Origin of the sequence: Rhodovulum marinum (genome assembly GCF_004343075.1) — a bacterium.
GTDB lineage: Bacteria > Pseudomonadota > Alphaproteobacteria > Rhodobacterales > Rhodobacteraceae > Rhodovulum > Rhodovulum marinum.
The window spans coordinates 35,968-55,223 of record NZ_SLXP01000003.1; the positions used below are offsets into that span (position 1 = coordinate 35,968).

Genomic DNA, 19,256 nt, shown 5'->3' on the forward strand with positions numbered 1-19,256 from the left:
AGCGGGCGATTGCTGTTCTTCACTCTGCCAACCCCACCGAAACGATCGGTGGTGGATACCGCATTGACGGGCCTGGTCGCGGGGCTCGGGATCGCCCTGAGTTGGCTCGCACTGCGCCCCGGCCCATCCGGTCGGGTGGCACTGCCGGGGGCCCGGTTCTGGCCCGAGGCTAGCCGCCTGCCGCCCCCAGCACCTTCTCCTCGACGGTATCGGCCAGCGACTCCGCTCGCGCTGCCAGCTCCGCCAAGGTCTCGGTAACGCTGGGAGGGATCACCGGCACTTCAACGCGTTCTGGCGCGGGTGCCGGGGCTCCTTCCAGTTCGGCGATCTTCGCCTCGGCGGCGGCAAGCTTGGATTCGAGGCCCCTAAGCCGCTCTTCGAGCCCCACCGTCTTGTCGGCCAGCATCAGGCCCGACATCAGCAACATCCGCGACTCCGGCAAATGCCCACCCTGAGACAACAGCACCGATGCCTCGCCATCCAGCGCACGCGCCGCAGCCTCCAGGAACGGCTCTTCACCGGACTGGCAGGCCACCTCGAAACTGCGCCCGCCGATCATGACCTCGACATTAGGCATGCGACGCCCCCCCATCTGCCAGCGGTTTCAATTCCGCCAGGATCGCCTCCAAATCAGCCCGGTCGCCCTCGCGCAGCGCGGCCAGCGCATCCAGTTCAGCCGCCATCGCCGCATCGATCGCCGCCGGGTCGCCCAGCCCCTGGGCATTGGCAGCCCTCAGCGCGGCACTCGTCTCGCGCAAACGCGCGTTCACGGCGCGCAACCGGTCCAGCTCGACTTCCAGCTTCTCGGCGCGCTCCGTCATCTCGTGGGCGCGCTGGTCCAACCGCGCGACCTGCGTCTCCTGGCGCTCGCGGATCGCCTTGACCCTTTCGTTAAGCTGGGCATTGGCCGTGCGCTCGCTTTCCAGTGCCTCGCGCAGTCCCTCGACTTCGGCGGGATTTGGCCGGTCGGGATCGACCCGCTCGAGTCCCCCCAGCCCCGCCCCGATCCGTTCCAGCGCGGCGGTGATCCGGCGCTCAAACTCGGTGATGTCGCTCATTTCTGCCTGTTCCCCGGACTGTTCTTCCAGTTCCCCGTCCACCCCCGGGATCGAATCGGGGCAGCGGGCCTTTCGGACAGTTTATCTCAAGGCGCAGCCGATTGCGCCCCCTTTCCGGTCAAGGACTTACCGCCTATGCTTGATCCACAGCATCGGACAATGATGCACCAGCGACAAGCCGCCGATCGGAGCCACGCGCCCATGCCGACCCTCTACCTCCCTGCCGCCCAACGCTCCGCCGGGGTCCACCCATGAGCAACCGCATCGCGTTTGCACTGATGGCGATGATACTCACCGCCCTCTCTGCCGATTTCATTTTGAACAACGGTTCAGCGATGCTGTTTCTCGCGCAGAGATTCGTCGATCTCATCGATCGTCTGGCGATCTGGCGCTAAGCTCTTTTTCTTGGTCGAAATACTCATGCGGCGGCCCGGAACGGGCCGCCTGACCGAAAGGCTTGCGCCGCAGGCGCTCCTTTGGGTGATCGGGATCAGGCGAAGCGGGCGACCAACCGGTCACGCACGGCCGGCGTCACGAAACTGGACACGTCACCGCCCAGCCGCGCGATCTCCTTGACCAGCTTCGATGCGATCGCCTGGCGCCGTGCATCGGCCATCAGGAAAACGGTCTCGATCGACGAATCAAGCGCACGGTTCATGCCCACCATCTGGAATTCGTACTCGAAATCCGCGACCGCGCGCAGACCGCGGACGATCATTGATGCCCCCACGTCGCCTGCGCAGTCGATCAACAGGTTGTCGAAGGGATGAACGACGATCTCCGTCCCGGTTTTATCGCTAAGAACCGTGCATTCGGCCTCGATCATCGCCACGCGTTCCTCCAGCGTGAACAGCGGGCCCTTGTCCCGATTGATCGCCACCCCGATCACCAACCGGTCGACCAAAGCGCAGGCACGCGTGATGATGTCGATATGACCAAGGGTCAGCGGATCGAACGTTCCGGGATATAGGCCGATGCGCATGGGGCGCCCCTCTTGCCAGTCTGCCCCCGCAGGCAACAATATCACGGCCCGTTTTGCAAGTGCAGCATCGGCGGCGGATCCGGCGCGGTGCAGCCGCGCCTCAGAAGCCCATGATCATCCCTTCCAGCGCGTCCTTCTCCATCGAGAGTTCCGAAAGCCGCGCCTTGACCACATCGCCGATCGAGATCAGCGCGACCATGCGGCCCTTTTCGACCACTGGCATGTGGCGGAACCGGCCCTCGGTCATCCGCGACAGAACCTCGTCGGCGGTATCCTCCAGCTCGCAGGTCTGGATTTCGCAGGTCATGATCGCCGACACCGGTTCCGAAAGCACCGACGCGCCGCGCCGACCTATTTCACGCACGATATCGCGTTCGGACAATATGCCCGTCGCCTCGGTCCCGTCAGGACTTACCACCAGCGAACCGATCCTTCGTGCCGCCAGTTCCGCGGCCGCCTGCGACACGGTGGTCGCAGGGGTCACGGTCGCCACACCGGGCACCAGCTTTGATTTCAGGATTTGATGGACTTGCATCGCACACCTCCCCCGGAACGGAGCAATGAAGATAGGGTCGCCCTTGCTGCGACATCCTGTCAAGCAAACTGTGCCTCCAGGCGCGCGACCTCGGCGCGAATTCCGTCCGAGAGAAGCCCTGCAAACCGCGTCAGCCGCGCCAATTTCCGGTCGTCCCCGTGACGGATCAGAAAAAAGCTCCGCCGTAGTGACACCGCCCCGGGCAGCACCTTGACCAGCCCCGGCGCCGCGGGCATGGCGAAATCGTGGACAATGCCCAGCCCCGCGCCCGCGCGGAGCCAATTCAACTGCACCGCGACCGAATTCGACGCCAGCGTCACCCGATCGACCCCGATCTCGGACAGGTAGTCCAGTTCGCTGTCGAAGATCATGTCGGGGATATAGCCGACGATCCGATGGGTCCTGAGATCGTCCAACCCGCGGATCGGCGGGTGGCGCTCCAGGTAGTCGCGATGGGCGACGAGATGCAGCCGGTAGTCGGTGATCCGCTGCACGGTCAGCCGCCCGGTTTCGGGCGGACTGACGGCAATCGCCATGTCCGCCTCGCGCCGGGACAGGTTGAACACCCGCGGCAGGGCGACGATCTGCACCTCGAGTCCCGGGTTCGCATCGCAGATTGCCGCGGCGACCTGCGGCAGCAGGTAGTTCGCCACCCCGTCGGGCGCGCCGATCCGTACCGAGCCGGTCAACTGCCCCTCCTGCCCGCGCAACTCCTCTGCGCCCTCGGTCAGCGCCTGCTCGGCCTGAACCGCGCGCGCCATCAGCCGTTCCCCGGCCTCGGTAAGCCCGTATCCCCGCGGGGACCGGACGAAAAGCGCTGTGCCCAAACCGTCCTCCAGCCGCGCGATACGCCGCCCCAGCGTGGCCGGGTCCAACCGCAGCGCCCGGCCCGCCCCGGTCAGGCTCTCGGCGCGCGCTACCGCCAGAAACAGCCGCATATCGTCCCAGTTCATCGGCCCTACCCTTGCATTTTCGCAAAACGCTTTTGGAAAACTGCCGCTTTTCCCGGGAATTTTGCAAGACTATCCTCCGGTCAACGCGGATCGTGTGAGGATGCGATGAAGGAACTGACCCATTTCGTGAACGGCCAGCAGGTCAAGGGGACCTCGGGCCGCTTTGCCGATGTGTACAACCCGGCGCTTGGCGAGGTGCAGGCGCGCGTGCCTCTGGCCTCCAAGGCCGAACTGGACGCCGCGGTGGCGGCCGCCGCCGCCGCACAACCCGCCTGGGGTGCGACGAACCCGCAGCGCCGCGCACGCGTGATGATGGAGTTCGTGCGCCTGTTGAACCGCGACATGGACAAGCTGGCCGAGGCGCTGTCCTCAGAACACGGCAAGACCATCCCCGACGCCAAGGGCGACGTGCAGCGCGGCCTCGAGGTGATCGAGTTCTGCATCGGCGCACCGCATCTGCTCAAGGGCGAGTTCACCGACAGCGCCGGCCCCGGCATCGACATGTATTCCATGCGCCAGCCGCTGGGCGTGGTGGCCGGCATCACGCCGTTCAACTTTCCCGCCATGATCCCGATGTGGAAGATGGGCCCGGCGCTTGCGGCAGGTAACGCGTTCATCCTGAAACCGTCCGAACGCGATCCGTCCGTGCCGTTGATGCTGGCCGAATTGTTGAAAGAGGCCGGCCTGCCCGATGGCATCCTGCAGGTCGTGAACGGTGACAAGGAGGCCGTGGACGCCATCCTCGACAACCCGACGATCCAGGCCATCGGCTTCGTGGGTTCCACCCCGATCGCCGAATACATCTATGGCCGCGGCTGTTCCAACGGCAAGCGGGTGCAATGCTTCGGCGGCGCCAAGAACCACATGATCATCATGCCCGACGCCGACATGGATCAGGCCGCCGACGCGCTGGTGGGCGCGGGCTATGGCGCGGCGGGCGAACGCTGCATGGCGATTTCCGTGGCCGTGCCGGTGGGTGACGAGACCGCCGACCGCCTGATCGAGAAACTGGTGCCCCGCATCGAGAAACTGAAGGTCGGCCCCTACACGGCCGGCAATGACGTCGATTATGGCCCGCTGGTCACGGCACAGGCCAAGGAGCGGGTGCTGGGCCTGATCAATTCGGGCGTCGAACAGGGCGCCGAACTGGTCGTGGATGGCCGCAACTTCAACCTGCAAGGCTACGAAAGCGGCTATTTCATCGGGCCGAGCCTGTTCGACAAGGTCACGCCCGACATGGAGATCTATAAACAGGAGATCTTCGGCCCCGTCCTGTCGACCGTCCGCGCCAAGACCTATGAAGAGGCCTTGGGCTACGCGATGGATCACGAATATGGCAACGGAACCGCGATCTTTACCCGCGACGGCGACACCGCGCGCGATTTCGCGGCGCGCGTCAACGTGGGCATGGTGGGCATCAACGTTCCGATCCCCGTGCCCTTGGCCTATCACACCTTCGGCGGGTGGAAGAAATCGGGCTTCGGCGACCTGAACCAGCACGGCCCCGACGCTTTCCGCTTCTACACCAGGACCAAGACCGTCACCTCGCGCTGGCCCTCGGGTCTTAAGGAGGGCGGCGAGTTCCACTTCAAGCAGATGGATTGAAACGAGAAAGGGCGGCCGTTTCGGCCGCCCTTATTCATCCTTTGCACAAAGACGCGATCGGTCACATCTTCTTGCGGCGCGTCATCGCGGCCACACCGCCGGCACCTGCCAGAAGCAGCCAGCCCGCTGCGGGCAGCGGAACCGGAGCGACGAGGATATCGTCGATCCGAAGGTTCTGCGCTTGGTATGTCGACCAGGTCACGAACGAAACGTCATTGAATTCCGGCAGATCGAACATCACGAAATAAGAGTCATTGTTCCCGATCGCACCATTGTAGACGCTGCCGGTGAGCGGCGGCAGATATTGATAGTTATCATACAGTTGCGTTCCAGATGGCGCCAATGCGTCAACCGCGAAAACAAGTGGCGCCGCGGTCTTGTCGGTCACGAGGCGCAACTCGCTTCCCCGCCCCTGCAGGTCGAAATAGAAGCCGGTCAAAGTGAAGGTGCCGCCCCCGTTCCTGGTCATCGTCGTGACCACGCCGGTCTGTTGCACCTCTTTGATGCACGGGTCGCTGGGGTCCGGATAATCCGAACAGTTCCCGCTTTGGAAAGACGTGGGATCGAAATCGAACCCGTTTTCCGTGTACGCACCCGGCCCGTTGAAGCTCGAGGTCAACGTGTCGAAATGCACGGTCGGCTCGGGCAACGTCACCGCCGATGCGCTGCCCACCATCATCAACGCGGCAACCGAAGCTGCCGCCGCTGTCTTGATACTAATCATTTGACTTCCCCCAAGGCAAATCGCCCACCGAAAGCGCGATGCCCCAAACTGCATTCGCACGAATAAAGTATAATGCTTCCAAATGTCCGCCCGAAGAAGAAACAGCCAGCCTGGCCCTTTATGCTACCCCTGCGTGTGGCGGCGAGGGTCACCCCCCCCCGCGAATTCTTGCAGGGCGGGCGTTTCCCCTGGGACATCTACCAGGCGTTGCGCATTGGCGAATCATTTCCGGGCTTGCGCACCCCGCACCGTGAAAGGCTTGCCGCCGCGGGATTTTCCTGCTGACAATGGATCGGTCCGCTACCTCCGGAGGCCCCGATGAGCGCCAGCGCGCCCGACTTCACCATCGGCATCGAGGAGGAATACCTTCTCGTCGACACCGACACCTGCGCGCTGGTCGAGGCGCCCAAGGCGTTGATGGAGGCCTGCATGGCCGATCTTGGCACACAGGTGACGCCCGAGTTCCTGCAATGCCAGATCGAGGTGGGCACACGGGTCTGCCGCGATATTGGCCAGGCCCGCGACGACCTGCGCCGGCTGCGCGCCACGGTGGCGAAACATGCCGCGACCCACGGGCTGGCGCCGATCGCCGTCTCTTGTCACCCGGTGGCCGACTGGAAGGAACAGCACCACACGGACAAGGACCGGTATAACGACCTGGAACGAGCGCTGGCGGGCGTCGCGCGTCGGATGCTGATTTGCGGGATGCATGTCCATGTCGGCATACCCGATCCCGATCAGCGGATCGACCTGATGGCGCAGCTGTCCTATTTCCTGCCGCATCTGCTGGCGATGTCGACCTCCTCGCCGTTCTGGCAGGGGGTGGATACGGGGCTTGCCTCGTATCGGCTGACGGTGTTCGACAACCTGCCCCGCACCGGCTTGCCGCCGCGCTTCGAAAGCTGGTCGGACTACGATCGATCCGTGGACGCGCTGGTAAAGCTGGGCCTGATCGAGGATGCGACCAAGATCTGGTGGGACCTGCGCCCCTCGGCCCGGTTCCCGACGTTGGAAACGCGCATCTGCGATGTCTCACCCCGCCTCGAACACACGCTGTCCATCGCTGCACTGACGCAATGCATCACCCGGATGCTGTGGCGGCTGGCCGGTCTGAACCAGCGCTGGCGGGTCTATGAACGCTTCCTTGTGGGCGAGAACCGCTGGCGGGCGCAACGCTATGGCGTGAACGAGGGGCTGATCGATTTCGGCCGCAAGGAGCTGGTGCCCTTCGCCGAACTGCTGGACGAACTGGTGACCTTCGTCGAACCCGATGCCGCGATCCTTGGCTGTTTGAACGAGGTTCACGCCGCGCGCGATGTGATCGCCCAAGGCACATCCGCCGACCGCCAGCGCCAGGTTCACGCTGCGGCACTCGAGGGCGGTGCCGACCGCGAAGGGGCAGTGCGCGCGGTGATCCATTCGCTGATCGAGGAATACAACGCCGATTTGTGACGCGCGCCCCTCTTGCCATCGGGGGGGGCTGTCTGCCACATGAACGCGCGTTCAATAACTTCGGGGGGTGAACGATGGATTTCGCACTGAGCGAGGAACAGGCGGCGATCTTCGACATGGCGCGCAGCTTCGGCGCCGAGGAAATCGCCCCGCACGCGCTCGGCTGGGAAAAGACCGGGACGATCCCAAAGGAGTTGTGGCCCAAGCTGGGCGCGCTGGGCTTTGGCGGGCTTTACGTCAGCGAAGCGTCGGGCGGTGCCGGGTTGACGCGGCTGGATGCGACGCTGGTCTTCGAGGCGCTCAGCATGGCCTGTCCCTCGGTCGCGGCCTTCCTGTCGATCCACAACATGTGCGCCAGGATGCTGGACGCATTCGGATCGGATGACCTGAAGGCGCGCATTCTCGCCCCCGCGATCCCGATGGAAACGGTGCTGTCCTACTGCCTGACCGAGCCCGGTTCGGGTTCGGACGCGGCGGCGCTGAAAACCCGCGCCGCGCGTACCAACGAGGGCTACAGCCTGACCGGCACCAAGGCGTTCATCTCGGGCGGCGGCTATTCGGACGCCTACATCGTCATGGCACGCACAGGCGCGGAAGGTCCGAAGGGCATTTCGGCCCTGGTGGTCGAAGACGGCGCCCCGGGCCTGTCGTTCGGCGGGCTGGAGGACAAGATGGGCTGGCGCGCGCAACCCACGCGGCAGGTTCAGTTCGACGGCTGCGCCGTGCCCGCTGCGAACCTGCTGGGCGACGAAGGCCAGGGCTTCAAGTACGCGATGATGGGACTCGATGGCGGGCGGTTGAACATTGCCGCCTGTTCCCTTGGGGCGGCACAGTCCGCATTGGACGCGACCCTTGCGTATATGGGCGAGCGCAAGGCGTTCGGCAAACCCATCGACCAGTTTCAGGCACTGCAGTTCCGGCTGGCCGATGCCGAGATCGAATTGCAGGCCGCCCGCACCTTCTTGCGCCAGGCGGCGTGGAAGCTCGACCAGGGCGCGCCCGACGCCACGAAATTCTGCGCCATGGCCAAGAAATTCGTGACCGAGGCAGGTTCGCGCGTGGCCGACCAATGCCTTCAGTTGCATGGCGGCTATGGCTACCTTGCCGATTACGGAATCGAGAAGATCGTGCGCGACCTGCGGGTCCACCAAATCCTGGAAGGCACCAACGAGATCATGCGCCTGATCGTGGCTCGGCAGATGCTGGAGGCGCGTGGATGAGCGATATCGAGATCCGCGTCGAGTGCCGCGCGGGCCGGATCACCCTGAACCGGCCCAAGGCGCTGAACGCGCTGACCTACGAGATGTGCCTTGCGATCGAGGCGGCGCTGGATCAATGGCGGCAGGATGACGCCGTCGCGCTGGTGCTGATCGACGCGGCGGGCGACCGGGCCTTCTGTGCGGGCGGCGACATCGCGGTGATGTACGACACCGGCACCAGGGGCGACTTTGCCTATGGCCAGAAATTCTGGCGCGACGAATACCGTATGAATGCCAAGATCGCCGAATACCCGAAACCGGTGGTCAGCCTTATGCAGGGCTTCACCATGGGCGGCGGCGTGGGCGTGGGCTGTCATGGCAGCCACCGGGTGGTCGGTGAAACCAGCCAGGTGGCGATGCCGGAATGCGGGATCGGACTGGTGCCCGATGTGGGCGGGTCGCTGATCCTGGCGCAGGCACCGGGACGGCTGGGGGAATACCTGGGCACCACGGGCCGCCGGATGGGGCCGGGCGATGCGATCCACGCGGGCTTTGCCGATCATTACCTGCCCGAGGCGCGCTGGCCCGATCTGATTGCCGAACTGGTGACGACGGGCGATGCGCGCTCTGTCGACCGCGCCGCCATGTCCGCGCCGGCGGGCGAACTGCGCGACCTGCAGCCGCAGGTCGACAGGCTTTTCGCCGCCGAAACCTTGCAAGGGGTGATAGACGCCTTGCGCGCGGATGGCTCGCCCTTCGCAGAGGACGCGCTGAACCGGCTGTCGCGCGGCAGTCCGCTGGCCATCGCCTGCGCCATCGAGATGCAGCACCGGCTGGGTCCCGACTCGACGATCCGCGACGCGCTGGCGCTGGAATACCGGTTCACCCACCGCGCGCCAGAACACTCGGATTTCCTCGAAGGCATCCGTGCGGCGATCATCGACAAGGACAAAAGCCCCGCCTGGCGCCACCCGGACCTGACCTCGGTTCCACAGGCCGACGTATCGGACATGCTGGCGCCGCTGGGCAACGACGAACTCAAGCTGGAGGAGGAACGGACATGAAGGTGGGCTTCATCGGTCTGGGAAACATGGGCGCGCCCATGGCAGGCAACCTCGCCCGCGCGGGCCACGAGGTGACGGGCTTCGACCTGGCCGCGCCCTGCCCCGAGGGCGTGAGCCCGGCGGCCAGCGCCGCCGAGGCCGCGGCCGGCCGCGACGTGGTCATCACCATGCTGCCCAATGGCGCGATCCTGCGCAGCGTCGCCGCCGAGGTGCTTCCGATCATGGACAAGGGCGCGGTGCTGCTGGATTGTTCCACCGTCGATGTCGAAAGCGCCCGCGCCGTCGCCGCCGAGGCCGAAACTGCGGGTATCATGGCGGTCGATGCGCCGGTGTCGGGCGGCGTGGGCGGGGCTGCGGCCGGCACGCTGACCTTCATGGCCGGCGGCAGTGAGGCGGCGTTCGAGAAGGTGCGCCCGCTGTTCGACGTGATGGGCCAGAAGGCGGTCCATTGCGGCGCTTCGGGTGCCGGGCAGGCCGCCAAGATCTGCAACAACATGATCCTCGGCGCGACGATGATCGTCACCTGCGAGGCCTTCGCTCTGGCCGACAAGCTGGGGCTTGACCGCAAAAAGATGTTCGACGTGGTCTCGACCTCGTCCGGTTACAGCTGGACGATGAACGCCTATTGCCCGGCCCCCGGCGTCGGGCCGCAAAGCCCCGCCGACAACGGCTACAAGCCCGGTTTCGCCGCCGAGCTGATGCTGAAGGATCTGCGCCTGTCGCAACAGGCCGCCGAGGCGGCCGATGCCGACACGCCCATGGGCGCGCGCGCGGCCGAACTCTACGCCGCCTTCGTCGAGGACGAGGATGGCAAGGGCAAGGATTTCTCAGCGATGCTGCCCCGTTTCGAAAAGCGGGGCCGCGGATGAACTGGACCGCGCGCGCCCAGGGGCTGGAAGGGTTGGAACCGGGCATCGCCGCCCGGCTGGAGGGTCTGCCGGTCATGCGGCTGCCAAAGGGCAAGGTGCTGTTCTGCCCCGGCGAGGCGGCGCGCGGCTTCACCATGCTGATCTCGGGGCGGGTCGAGGTGTTTCTTGTCGGGCCGACGGGACGGGAAATCCTGCTTTACGCGATCGAGCCCGGGCAATCCTGCGTCCAGTCCACCCTTGGCCTGCTGGGTGGCGAGGATTACACGGGCGAGGCGATCACTGTCACCGATTGCGAGGCGGTGCTGGTCCCGCGCGAGCTGTTCCTGTCGATGATGGACAAGTCTCAGGTTTTCCGCCGCTTCGTCTTCAGCGCCTTCGCAACGCGGATGCAGTCCATCATGGCGCTGCTGGAGCGGGTGGCCTTCCAGAAGGTCGAAAGCCGCCTTGCCGCGGACCTGCTGGCCAATGCAGAGGCCGGCGCGGTGCATGCCACCCACCAGGAGATCGCGACCCGGATCGGCACCGCGCGCGAAGTCGTCTCGCGTCGCCTGGATGCCTTGGCCAAGGCCGGGCTGGTGCGCCTGGACCGCGGCGTTGTCACGCTCGATGACCAGGCCGGGCTGGCCCGGATCGCGGCGACCGACGGGGCTGCGTGACACTGTCACAGACGGACCTGGCGGCATACGGCACTGTGTTCTCACACCGCCCGAGCGAGTCGGGCGCAATGCTTTCCACTTCATCGGAGGAAGTCCCATGTTCAAGAAAAATGTCGGCGGCATCGACCGCATGGCCCGTATCGGCGGTGGCGCCATGATGCTGCTGATCTGGGCGTTCATGACCGACCCGAGCCCGCTTTGGCTGATCGGCATCGTGCCGCTGGTCACCGGTCTGATGTCCAGCTGCCCGCTTTACAACCTGATCGGCCTGAACACCTGCCCGACCAAGTGACGCCGGCGCATTGATCCGGCCGCAGGCGGGGTCACGGCCCCGCCTGCACCCTGTCTCCCCTCTCCCTGTCGCCGGATTGGTTTCATGGCGCCGTGACTGAATCGCGGCGCCATGCCATATTACGGGCATCGCAGCCATGGCGGACCGGATGGCCGGCCTGCCGCATCACAGGGGAAAAAGACCATGTTTGCAAAGAACGTTGGCACCGTCGACCGGATCGCACGGATCGTGGTCGGCCTCGGCCTGATCGCCGGGTTCTTCCTGAACGACAGCGAGTCGGCCTGGCGCTACCTCTACCTTATCGGCGTGATCCCGCTGATCACCGGCGTGATGTCGACCTGCCCGGCCTATTCGATCTTCGGCATCAGCACCTGCAAGACCAGCTGACGCAATCCGCCCGGCGGGTGCAAAAACCTGCGCCCGCCGATCACCGCCCCAGCGGGATGTCCAGCCTGCCGGCCAGATCGCGGCAATAGACCATCCAGTCGCGGAAATCCTCGGTGACCGTGAACCCCATCCCCCGCCCGTCCCAAAGCGCCGCCTTGCGCTGGAACAGCGCCGCGATATGCGCATCGGGGGCGGCGTGCCCCTCGGCGGCGGCGCATCCTTCGGCACCATCGAGGAACGCCTCGGCCACGGCAGACAGCCCGCCTCCGGGTTGCGCGGCGGCGCGGTCGGGATAGGCACGCGCCGGAATGGTCAAAAGCGCCGCACAGTCCACGAGGCTTTCGCTCGTGGCGCGCTGGCCAGCCAAGGCAGGTTCGGCGGAAAGACCGGCGAGACAGGCAAAAACGACGGCGCGGAACATCGGCTGGACCTAAACTACGGGATTTCGGTATTCTAGCGGGTGGCAAAGGCGTAAATCAGGCGCTCGCGGGGCCGAACCCTGCCCGATCATCGTCGCCCCAGTTACGTCAAACCGCGCCTTCCGCCAAAGGTGCCCGCACGGCTATTCCGCAGCCACCTTGCGCGGTTTCAGCATGTCCTTGAGATAGCGCCCTGTATGGCTGCGCTCGACCTCGGCCACCTCTTCGGGGGTACCTTCGGCGACGATGGTTCCGCCCCCGTCGCCACCCTCGGGACCAATGTCGATGATCCAGTCGGCGGTCTTGATGACATCCAGGTTGTGCTCGATCACCACGACCGTGTTGCCCTGCTCGACCAGTTCGTGCAGCACCTCCAGCAGTTTCCGCACGTCCTCGAAGTGCAGCCCCGTAGTCGGTTCGTCGAGGATGTAAAGCGTCCGTCCCGTGGCGCGTTTCGACAACTCTTTCGACAGCTTGACCCGCTGGGCCTCTCCGCCCGACAGGGTCGTGGCCTGCTGGCCCACCTTGATATAGCCAAGGCCAACTCGCACCAACGCATCCATCTTTTCGCGGATCGCGGGCACCGCCTTGAAGAAGTCTTGCGCGTCCTCGACCGTCATCTCCAGCACGTCGGCGATGGACTTGCCCTTGAACTTGATCTCAAGCGTCTCGCGGTTGTAGCGGTGCCCCTTGCAGGTTTCGCAAGTCACATAGACATCGGGCAGGAAGTGCATCTCGATCTTGATGACGCCGTCGCCCTGGCAGGCCTCGCAACGCCCCCCCTTGACGTTGAAGCTGAAGCGACCGGGCTTGTAGCCGCGCGCCTTGGCCTCGGGCAGGCCGGCAAACCAGTCACGGATCGGGGTGAAGGCGCCGGTATAGGTCGCGGGGTTCGACCGGGGCGTACGCCCGATGGGGCGCTGGTCGATATCGATCACCTTGTCCAGATGTTCCAGCCCCTTGATCGTCTCGCAGGGTGCGGGGGTCTGGCGTGCGCCGTTCAGACGCATGCTGGCGGTCTTGAACAGCGTCTCGATGGTCAACGTGGACTTGCCACCGCCCGAGACACCCGTGACGCAGACGAACTTGCCCAGCGGAAAATCCACCGTCACATTCTGCAGGTTGTTGCCGGAGGCCTTGACCACGGTGATCTTTTTCTTGTTGCCAGGGCGGCGTTCGGCAGGCACCGCGATCTCGCGCGTGCCCGACAGGTACTGCCCCGTCACCGAGGCGGCATCGGCCATGATCTCGGCCGGCGTCCCGCGACTGACCACCACACCGCCATGCACCCCTGCCCCGGGTCCGAGGTCCAGCACGTAATCGGCCTCGCGGATCGCCTCTTCGTCATGCTCGACCACGATCACCGTGTTGCCCTGGTCGCGCAGGTTCTTCAGCGTCTGCAACAGCCGTCCGTTGTCACGCTGGTGCAGCCCGATGGAGGGTTCGTCCAGCACGTACAGAACGCCGGTCAACCCGCTGCCGATCTGGCTGGCTAGGCGGATCCGCTGGCTTTCGCCACCCGACAGCGTGCCGGCATTGCGGCTTAGCGTCAGGTATTCCAGTCCGACATTGTTGAGGAACCCAAGTCGCTCGCGGATTTCCTTCAGGATCGCCCGCGCGATCTCGTTCTTCTGCTTGCTCAGGCTGTCCGGCGCGCCCTCGACCCAAGCCAGCGCTTCGCGGATCGACATCTGCACGACCTCGCCGACATGCAGCCCGCCGATCTTGACCGCCAATGCCTCGGGCTTCAGCCGGTGACCGCCGCAGCTGTGGCAGGACCGGTTGTTCTGATAGCGCTCGAACTCCTCGCGGATCCAGGCGCTGTCGGTCTCGCGATAACGCCGTTCCATGTTGGGAATCACCCCTTCGAAGGGCCGCGTCACGTTGTAGATGCGCCCGCCCTCGTCATAGCGGAACGGGATTTCCTCGTCGCCCGAGCCATACAGAAACACCTGTTGCACATGGGCGGGCAGGTCCTTCCACGGCGTGTCCTTGTCGAACTCGTAATGGCGTGCAATGGCCTCGATGGTCTGGCGAAAATAGGGCGACTTGCCTTTGCGCCAGGGCGCGATGGCCCCGTCATAAACAGTCAGCGCGGCATCCGGCACCACGAGCCGTTCGTCAAAGAACAGCTCGACCCCCAGCCCATCGCAGTCGGGACAGGCGCCATAGGGCGCGTTGAAGGAAAACAGCCGCGGCTCGATTTCCGGGATGGTGAAGCCCGAGACGGGACAGGCGAAATTCTCGCTGAAGGTATGGCGTTCCGGGTCGCCCTCTTTCGGCGCGGTTTCCAGAACGGCGATCCCGTCGGCCAGGTCCAGCGCGGTGCGGAAGCTGTCGGCCAGCCGCGTCTCGATCCCCTCTTTCACGACGATCCGGTCGACGACGACGTCGATGTCGTGGCGGAATTTCTTGTCCAGCGTCGGCGGCGTGTCGAGATCGTGGAATTCCCCATCCACCTTTACACGCTGAAAGCCCTGCTTGCGAAGCTCGATGAATTCCTTGCGGTACTCGCCCTTGCGGTCGCGGACAATGGGCGCCAGCAGATAGGCGCGGGTGCCCTCCTCCATCGCCATGACGCGGTCCACCATGTCCTGCACCTGCTGGGCCTCGATGGGCAGGCCGGTCGCAGGCGAATAGGGCGTACCGGCGCGGGCAAAGAGAAGCCGCAAGTAGTCATAGATTTCCGTCACCGTGCCGACCGTCGACCGCGGGTTTTTCGAGGTCGTCTTCTGCTCGATGGAAATGGCGGGGGACAGGCCGCTGATGTGATCCACATCGGGCTTTTCCATCATGTCCAGGAACTGCCGTGCATAAGCCGACAGCGACTCGACATAACGCCGCTGACCTTCGGCATAGATCGTGTCGAAGGCGAGGCTGGACTTGCCCGATCCCGACAGCCCGGTGATGACCGTCAGCGTGTCGCGGGGAATGTCCACATCGACATTCTTGAGATTGTGCTCGCGCGCGCCGCGCACCTCGATGCGTTTCATCTCGGCCATGTCTGCCCCCGGGAAAACCAATCCTACACATAGAGGAGCGCCGCGCGATTCCCAACTGGAATTGCGGAACCTTCCGCGAACATCTGCGGTGCGGCCCCGTGCGACCGCAACGGCCTTTCACAATCGTGCCCACGCTGCATATAGTCGCCGCGAAGCCACCCCATGAGGAGCGCGCCACTATGTTCAAGGCTTTCGACCTGATCACCCGCATCTATCCGAATGTCGAGCGCATGTCCGCCAAGGATGCCGCCGAAGCCGCCGAACGCGGCGAGGTCGTGTTGCTCGACGTGCGCGCCGCGCATGAAATCGCGCGGACCGGCAAGGCGCGGAACGCGCTGCATGTCGAACTGCCCTACATGCGGCACAAGGCGAACCCGGCAAGCAAGCATTTCGACCCCGCGTTCGACCCGTCGAAGGTTTTCGTGCTGTATTGCGAGAACGGGGCGCGGTCGCTGATGGCTGGACGGATCATGAAAAAGCTCGGGTACGAACGCGTCTACAACATGGGCGCCTTCCGCGAATGGCAGAACGCCAAACTGCCTGTGGACAAATAGCGCGCCAAGCCCTCGCATTTCTGCTCAGTATCCACCGATACGACCCGGGGGATGTTCCCAAAGTGGAAAATCCCCCAACGTGCCTTGTAACCGGCGGGCATGTTGTCCGTCCCACCCGGCGTCCGGTCAGAAATGGATGGCCCGCCCCCAGGCATCGAGCACGGATTCGTGCATCATCTCGGACAGCGTGGGGTGCGGGAAAACCGTTTCCATCAACTCGGCCTCGGTCGTCTCCAGTGCCCGACCCACCACATAGCCCTGGATCAGTTCGGTGACCTCGGCGCCCACCATATGCGCGCCCAGCAACTCGCCGGTCTTGGCATCGAACACCGTCTTGACCAGCCCCTCGGGTTCCCCCAGCGCGATGGCCTTGCCATTGCCGATGAAGGGGAAACGCCCGACCCGGATCTCGAACCCCTTTTCCTTCGCGCGCGCCTCGGTAAGCCCGACGCTGGCGACCTGTGGGTGGCAATAGGTACAACCGGCGATGGACCCCGGCCTGATCGGGTGAGGATGGCCGCCGGCGACGAGTTCGGCCACCATCACGCCCTCGTGGGATGCCTTGTGCGCCAGCCACGGCGCGCCGGCGACATCGCCGATGGCATACAGTCCCTCGACCCCGGTGCGGCAGTACTCATCAGTCACGACATGGGTGCGGTCGATCTTGACCCCCAACGCCTCCAGCCCCAGCCCCTCGACATTGCCGACGATGCCCACGGCCGATATCACCGTGTCGACCTCCATCGTCTCGATCTTGCCGCCCTGTTCGACATGGGCCGTGACCTTGTCCGCGCCACGATCCAGCTTTTTCACCGTGGCCTTTTCGCGGATCGTCATGCCCTGCTTTTCGAACTGCTTCTTCGCAAAGGCGGAAATCTCGGCGTCTTCGACGGGCAGGATGCGCTCCATCACCTCGACCACCGTGGTCTCGGCGCCCAGCGTGTTGAAGAAGCTGGCGAATTCGATCCCGATCGCGCCCGAGCCGATGACCAGCAACTTCTTGGGCATGTGCGGCGGGTTCAGCGCGTGCTTGTAGTTCCAGACCCGTTTGCCGTCGGGTTCCAGCCCCGGCAATTCGCGCGCGCGGGCGCCGGTGGCCAGCACGATGGCCGGGGCCGACATTTCCTCGGTGCCGGCGTCCGTCCTTACGGCCACCTTGCCCCTCGCAGGCAGGCTGGCCGCACCCATCACCACCGTGACCTTGTTTTTCTTGAGCAGATGCCCCACGCCCGAGGCCAGTTGTTTCGCCACCCCGCGCGAGCGTTTGACCACCGCGTCAAGGTCATAGCCGATCCCGTCCGCATTGAGGCCGAATTCCTTGGCCCGGTGCATCAGGTGGAACACCTCGGCCGAGCGCAGCATCGCCTTGGTCGGGATGCAGCCCCAGTTCAGGCAGATGCCGCCCAGATGCTCGCGTTCCACAACGGCGACGCTCAGTCCCAGTTGCGCCCCCCGGATCGCGGCGACATAGCCGCCCGGCCCCGCACCGATCACGATCATGTCGAAGTTTCGCGCGGCCATGGCGCCTCTCCCTGTCAGGTTGTCCCGCTTGTTGCGCCCGGGCCCTAGGCCGAGGCACGCAGTTCCGCCACGCAGGCTGCGTAACCGCCCGCCTCGAGGAAGGCGACCTCTTCCTCGGACGACCCGCGATGCAATGCCTCGTTTCGGAATGGAAAGCGGCCGAAGCGGCGGATCAGTTCACGATGCGCCTTGGCGTGCAACAGGTTGTCGGCCCCGGTCTCGGGCATCCGCGTCAGCATCAGCCGCACGCAGCGGTCCTGGTCCATCAGGCATTCCGAATGCATAAGCGGCATGTAGAAGAACTGCCGCTCGGGCTCGGGATAGCGCATGTCGAAATTGTGCTCGATCGCCTGTTTCGAGGCGGCGCGCGCCAGCACATCGGTAGCGAAGGACCGCCAGTCACCGCGGAACATGTTGCGCGGGAACTGGTCGGTCAGGATCAGGAAAGCCAGCGCTCCCTCGGGATTGGTCGGCCAATCGTGAAACTCGCCCGCATGGGCGGATTCCCAATGGCCCTTGAAGCGCGTCGTGATCGCCTCGTCGACCGCCGGATCGGCCTTGTACCAGCCCCCCGGGCCGACCTCGTTCAGCCAGAACTCGATGATCTCCGCCTTGCGCGACATCCGCTTCCTCCTGCTCCGGTTCGTGCCTGCCCGCACGCCCGTGGATCGTTTCAGATTCACCCCAGCGGCGCAAGCCGTTCGGCCTAGGGTCGCGCATCCTCGGCGGCGTGCTCGGCCTCGTCATGCTGGGCCTCGATCGCCACCTCCTGGGCAACCTCGACCGCAACCGGCGAGGCCGTCGGCAGCACCGGCGCATAAGACGCGGTCTCGTCCACGGGAACCGCGGCGCGCTGGGTCATCCGGTAGCCGGTGAACACCGCCAGCGACAGCATCAGGATGGCAACGAAAAGGAAGAACCCCTGCGGCCCGATCATCCCCATCATCCAGCCGGTCAGGATCGGCCCCAGGATCGCGCCCACCCCGTTGATGAACATCAGCCCGCCCGACGCCGCGGCCATGTCGTCGGGTTCGAGATAGTCGTTGGTATAGGCGATGAGCAGGGCGTAAAGCGGGTTCGACATCCCCCCGATCAGGAAGGCCGCGACCAGCATCCCAGCGAACCCGCCCCCCAGTGCCATCGCCGCCCCCGCCGCCGCGCCACCGGTGGCCGCTGCAGCCAGGATGAGCGTGCGCCGGTCCATCCGGTCCGACAACCAGCCGATCGGATATTGCAACAGCAGCCCGCCCAGGTAGATCGTCGCGATGAAGCCGGAGATTTCGGGCACGCTGAGCCCCGCATTGGTGCCATAGACCGAGGCCATCCCGAACAGCGCCGAGTAGACCCCACCCATCAGGAAGATGCCAACTGCACCCGTGGGCGAGGTCCGCACCAGCGCGGCCAGAGACATAGGTTTCGTGGTCTCGAAGGCCGGCGTTGGGCTGACCGACAACAGGATCGGCGCAAACGAGATCGACACCAGCACCGAGGGGATGATGAACAGAATGAATCCCGCGGGGTCCGCGATCAGCAGCAAGCCCTGCGCGCTGACGATACCGGCCATCTGCACGATCATGTAAAGCGACAGCGCCTTGCCGCGGGTCTCGTTCGTGGCAGCGTTGTTCAGCCAGCTTTCGGCGGTGACGTAGACCGCCGAGAAACAGAACCCGATCAGCACCCGGCCAATGGTCCAGGCGATCGGGTCGGCCAACGCCGGATACAGGATCAGCACCGCCGAGATCAGCGAGGCAAGCGCGGCGAAGACTCGGACATGGCCAACCCGCCGGATCAGTTCCGGCGCAAGCCGCGACCCGCCCAGGAAACCCGCGAAATAGGCTGACATGACGATCGACATCTCGAAAGTCGAGAACCCTTCGATACCGCCGCGGATCCCCAGCAACGTGCCCTGGATGCCGTTGCCGACCATCAGCAGCAACATGCCGAGAAGCAGCGCCCAAGAGCTCGTCAAGACCTGGAACACGGG

General features: G+C 65.0%; 21 protein-coding genes. 10 read left to right on the plus strand and 11 right to left on the minus strand.

Translation table 11 applies throughout. From position 1 onward, the window contains the following. Window positions 1-169: 169 nt before the first annotated feature. Both EV662_RS06145 and EV662_RS06150 read right to left on the minus strand, forming a co-directional pair. Complete coding sequence (locus tag EV662_RS06145; RefSeq protein WP_132461282.1) at window positions 170-577, minus strand: cell division protein ZapA; 408 nt, start codon at window positions 575-577, stop codon at window positions 170-172. Continuing rightward, on the minus strand, window positions 570-1,058 hold the full coding sequence (locus EV662_RS06150) for a hypothetical protein (RefSeq protein ID WP_132461283.1): 489 nt from the start codon (window positions 1,056-1,058) through the stop codon (window positions 570-572). Before EV662_RS06150 ends, EV662_RS06145 begins: the two co-directional genes overlap by 8 nt. 251 nt (window positions 1,059-1,309) lie before the next feature. On the opposite strand from EV662_RS06150, the gene EV662_RS19475 reads away from it, so the two are divergent. Then, the gene (locus EV662_RS19475) at window positions 1,310-1,453 is read left to right on the plus strand and encodes a hypothetical protein (RefSeq protein WP_165915541.1); all 144 of its coding nucleotides are present in this window, start codon (window positions 1,310-1,312) and stop codon (window positions 1,451-1,453) included. Between the two features lie 95 nt (window positions 1,454-1,548). Here the strand turns inward: EV662_RS19475 and coaD are convergent, their stop codons facing one another. The 3 genes from coaD to EV662_RS06165 all read right to left on the minus strand — a co-directional run bounded on the left by coaD (window position 1,549) and on the right by EV662_RS06165 (window position 3,528). Next, window positions 1,549-2,040, minus strand: coding sequence for a pantetheine-phosphate adenylyltransferase (gene coaD, locus EV662_RS06155; RefSeq protein ID WP_132461284.1), 492 nt, complete (start codon window positions 2,038-2,040; stop codon window positions 1,549-1,551). Window positions 2,041-2,140: 100 nt separating this feature from the next. Next, window positions 2,141-2,575 (minus strand): CBS domain-containing protein, encoded by a 435-nt coding sequence (locus EV662_RS06160; RefSeq protein WP_132461285.1) that lies wholly within the window; start codon window positions 2,573-2,575, stop codon window positions 2,141-2,143. A gap of 59 nt (window positions 2,576-2,634) precedes the next feature. Beyond that, window positions 2,635-3,528 carry a LysR family transcriptional regulator gene (locus tag EV662_RS06165; RefSeq protein ID WP_132461286.1) on the minus strand — a complete coding sequence of 298 codons (894 nt, stop codon included), beginning with the start codon at window positions 3,526-3,528 and terminating at the stop codon, window positions 2,635-2,637. A gap of 105 nt (window positions 3,529-3,633) precedes the next feature. On the opposite strand from EV662_RS06165, the gene EV662_RS06170 reads away from it, so the two are divergent. Beyond that, the gene (locus EV662_RS06170) at window positions 3,634-5,133 is read left to right on the plus strand and encodes a CoA-acylating methylmalonate-semialdehyde dehydrogenase (protein WP_132461287.1); all 1,500 of its coding nucleotides are present in this window, start codon (window positions 3,634-3,636) and stop codon (window positions 5,131-5,133) included. Window positions 5,134-5,194: 61 nt separating this feature from the next. Here the strand turns inward: EV662_RS06170 and EV662_RS06175 are convergent, their stop codons facing one another. Then, window positions 5,195-5,857, minus strand: a complete 663-nt coding sequence (locus EV662_RS06175; protein ID WP_243695789.1) for a VPLPA-CTERM sorting domain-containing protein — start codon at window positions 5,855-5,857, stop codon at window positions 5,195-5,197. Between the two features lie 318 nt (window positions 5,858-6,175). Here EV662_RS06175 and EV662_RS06180 point away from each other — a divergent pair, with 318 nt between their 5' ends. The 7 genes from EV662_RS06180 (at window position 6,176) to EV662_RS06210 (ending at window position 11,776) form a co-directional block, all read left to right on the plus strand. Further along, a complete protein-coding gene (locus EV662_RS06180) occupies window positions 6,176-7,309 on the plus strand; it encodes a carboxylate-amine ligase (RefSeq protein WP_132461288.1) in 1,134 nt (377 codons plus the stop codon). A gap of 74 nt (window positions 7,310-7,383) precedes the next feature. After that, on the plus strand, window positions 7,384-8,529 hold the full coding sequence (locus tag EV662_RS06185; protein ID WP_132461289.1) for an acyl-CoA dehydrogenase family protein: 1,146 nt from the start codon (window positions 7,384-7,386) through the stop codon (window positions 8,527-8,529). After that, window positions 8,526-9,572 carry an enoyl-CoA hydratase/isomerase family protein gene (locus EV662_RS06190; protein WP_132461290.1) on the plus strand — a complete coding sequence of 349 codons (1,047 nt, stop codon included), beginning with the start codon at window positions 8,526-8,528 and terminating at the stop codon, window positions 9,570-9,572. Before EV662_RS06185 ends, EV662_RS06190 begins: the two co-directional genes overlap by 4 nt. Continuing rightward, window positions 9,569-10,441 carry a 3-hydroxyisobutyrate dehydrogenase gene (gene mmsB, locus EV662_RS06195; RefSeq protein WP_132461291.1) on the plus strand — a complete coding sequence of 291 codons (873 nt, stop codon included), beginning with the start codon at window positions 9,569-9,571 and terminating at the stop codon, window positions 10,439-10,441. The genes EV662_RS06190 and mmsB overlap by 4 nt, the downstream gene beginning before the upstream one ends. Next, entirely contained in the window at window positions 10,438-11,097 is a 660-nt protein-coding gene (locus EV662_RS06200) for a Crp/Fnr family transcriptional regulator (protein ID WP_132461292.1), read from the plus strand. The genes mmsB and EV662_RS06200 overlap by 4 nt, the downstream gene beginning before the upstream one ends. Window positions 11,098-11,194: 97 nt before the next feature. Further along, complete coding sequence (locus tag EV662_RS06205; RefSeq protein ID WP_132461293.1) at window positions 11,195-11,389, plus strand: YgaP family membrane protein; 195 nt, start codon at window positions 11,195-11,197, stop codon at window positions 11,387-11,389. Window positions 11,390-11,572: 183 nt separating this feature from the next. Beyond that, window positions 11,573-11,776 carry a YgaP family membrane protein gene (locus EV662_RS06210; protein ID WP_132461294.1) on the plus strand — a complete coding sequence of 68 codons (204 nt, stop codon included), beginning with the start codon at window positions 11,573-11,575 and terminating at the stop codon, window positions 11,774-11,776. Between the two features lie 40 nt (window positions 11,777-11,816). On the opposite strand, the gene EV662_RS06215 is transcribed toward EV662_RS06210, so the two are convergent. Further along, window positions 11,817-12,197, minus strand: coding sequence for a hypothetical protein (locus EV662_RS06215; protein ID WP_132461295.1), 381 nt, complete (start codon window positions 12,195-12,197; stop codon window positions 11,817-11,819). Between the two features lie 141 nt (window positions 12,198-12,338). Further along, window positions 12,339-15,197, minus strand: coding sequence for an excinuclease ABC subunit UvrA (gene uvrA / locus EV662_RS06220; RefSeq protein WP_132461296.1), 2,859 nt, complete (start codon window positions 15,195-15,197; stop codon window positions 12,339-12,341). Window positions 15,198-15,376: 179 nt separating this feature from the next. Here uvrA and EV662_RS06225 point away from each other — a divergent pair, with 179 nt between their 5' ends. After that, window positions 15,377-15,751: a rhodanese-like domain-containing protein gene (locus EV662_RS06225; protein ID WP_132461297.1), complete on the plus strand. Its 375-nt coding sequence runs from the start codon at window positions 15,377-15,379 to the stop codon at window positions 15,749-15,751. Between the two features lie 126 nt (window positions 15,752-15,877). Here EV662_RS06225 and lpdA read toward each other — a convergent pair whose 3' ends face one another. The 3 genes from lpdA to EV662_RS06240 all read right to left on the minus strand — a co-directional run bounded on the left by lpdA (window position 15,878) and on the right by EV662_RS06240 (window position 19,253). Beyond that, window positions 15,878-17,272: a dihydrolipoyl dehydrogenase gene (lpdA, locus tag EV662_RS06230; protein WP_132461298.1), complete on the minus strand. Its 1,395-nt coding sequence runs from the start codon at window positions 17,270-17,272 to the stop codon at window positions 15,878-15,880. 44 nt (window positions 17,273-17,316) lie between these two features. Next, on the minus strand, window positions 17,317-17,895 hold the full coding sequence (locus EV662_RS06235; protein ID WP_132461299.1) for a DUF924 family protein: 579 nt from the start codon (window positions 17,893-17,895) through the stop codon (window positions 17,317-17,319). 83 nt (window positions 17,896-17,978) lie between these two features. Beyond that, window positions 17,979-19,253 (minus strand): MFS transporter, encoded by a 1,275-nt coding sequence (locus EV662_RS06240; RefSeq protein ID WP_132461300.1) that lies wholly within the window; start codon window positions 19,251-19,253, stop codon window positions 17,979-17,981. Window positions 19,254-19,256 lie beyond the last annotated feature (3 nt).

Excerpts from the sequence above, each read along its gene's own strand:
- EV662_RS06145 (WP_132461282.1), bottom strand. The coding sequence starts at position 577 with ATGCCTAATGTCGAGGTCATGATCGGCGGGCGCAGTTTCGAGGTGGCC.
- EV662_RS06150 (WP_132461283.1), bottom strand. The coding sequence starts at position 1,058 with ATGAGCGACATCACCGAGTTTGAGCGCCGGATCACCGCCGCGCTGGAA.
- EV662_RS19475 (WP_165915541.1), top strand. The coding sequence starts at position 1,310 with ATGAGCAACCGCATCGCGTTTGCACTGATGGCGATGATACTCACCGCC.
- coaD (WP_132461284.1), bottom strand. The coding sequence starts at position 2,040 with ATGCGCATCGGCCTATATCCCGGAACGTTCGATCCGCTGACCCTTGGT.
- EV662_RS06160 (WP_132461285.1), bottom strand. The coding sequence starts at position 2,575 with ATGCAAGTCCATCAAATCCTGAAATCAAAGCTGGTGCCCGGTGTGGCG.
- EV662_RS06165 (WP_132461286.1), bottom strand. The coding sequence starts at position 3,528 with ATGAACTGGGACGATATGCGGCTGTTTCTGGCGGTAGCGCGCGCCGAG.
- EV662_RS06170 (WP_132461287.1), top strand. The coding sequence starts at position 3,634 with ATGAAGGAACTGACCCATTTCGTGAACGGCCAGCAGGTCAAGGGGACC.
- EV662_RS06175 (WP_243695789.1), bottom strand. The coding sequence starts at position 5,857 with ATGATTAGTATCAAGACAGCGGCGGCAGCTTCGGTTGCCGCGTTGATG.
- EV662_RS06180 (WP_132461288.1), top strand. The coding sequence starts at position 6,176 with ATGAGCGCCAGCGCGCCCGACTTCACCATCGGCATCGAGGAGGAATAC.
- EV662_RS06185 (WP_132461289.1), top strand. The coding sequence starts at position 7,384 with ATGGATTTCGCACTGAGCGAGGAACAGGCGGCGATCTTCGACATGGCG.
- EV662_RS06190 (WP_132461290.1), top strand. The coding sequence starts at position 8,526 with ATGAGCGATATCGAGATCCGCGTCGAGTGCCGCGCGGGCCGGATCACC.
- mmsB (WP_132461291.1), top strand. The coding sequence starts at position 9,569 with ATGAAGGTGGGCTTCATCGGTCTGGGAAACATGGGCGCGCCCATGGCA.
- EV662_RS06200 (WP_132461292.1), top strand. The coding sequence starts at position 10,438 with ATGAACTGGACCGCGCGCGCCCAGGGGCTGGAAGGGTTGGAACCGGGC.
- EV662_RS06205 (WP_132461293.1), top strand. The coding sequence starts at position 11,195 with ATGTTCAAGAAAAATGTCGGCGGCATCGACCGCATGGCCCGTATCGGC.
- EV662_RS06210 (WP_132461294.1), top strand. The coding sequence starts at position 11,573 with ATGTTTGCAAAGAACGTTGGCACCGTCGACCGGATCGCACGGATCGTG.
- EV662_RS06215 (WP_132461295.1), bottom strand. The coding sequence starts at position 12,197 with ATGTTCCGCGCCGTCGTTTTTGCCTGTCTCGCCGGTCTTTCCGCCGAA.
- uvrA (WP_132461296.1), bottom strand. The coding sequence starts at position 15,197 with ATGGCCGAGATGAAACGCATCGAGGTGCGCGGCGCGCGCGAGCACAAT.
- EV662_RS06225 (WP_132461297.1), top strand. The coding sequence starts at position 15,377 with ATGTTCAAGGCTTTCGACCTGATCACCCGCATCTATCCGAATGTCGAG.
- lpdA (WP_132461298.1), bottom strand. The coding sequence starts at position 17,272 with ATGGCCGCGCGAAACTTCGACATGATCGTGATCGGTGCGGGGCCGGGC.
- EV662_RS06235 (WP_132461299.1), bottom strand. The coding sequence starts at position 17,895 with ATGTCGCGCAAGGCGGAGATCATCGAGTTCTGGCTGAACGAGGTCGGC.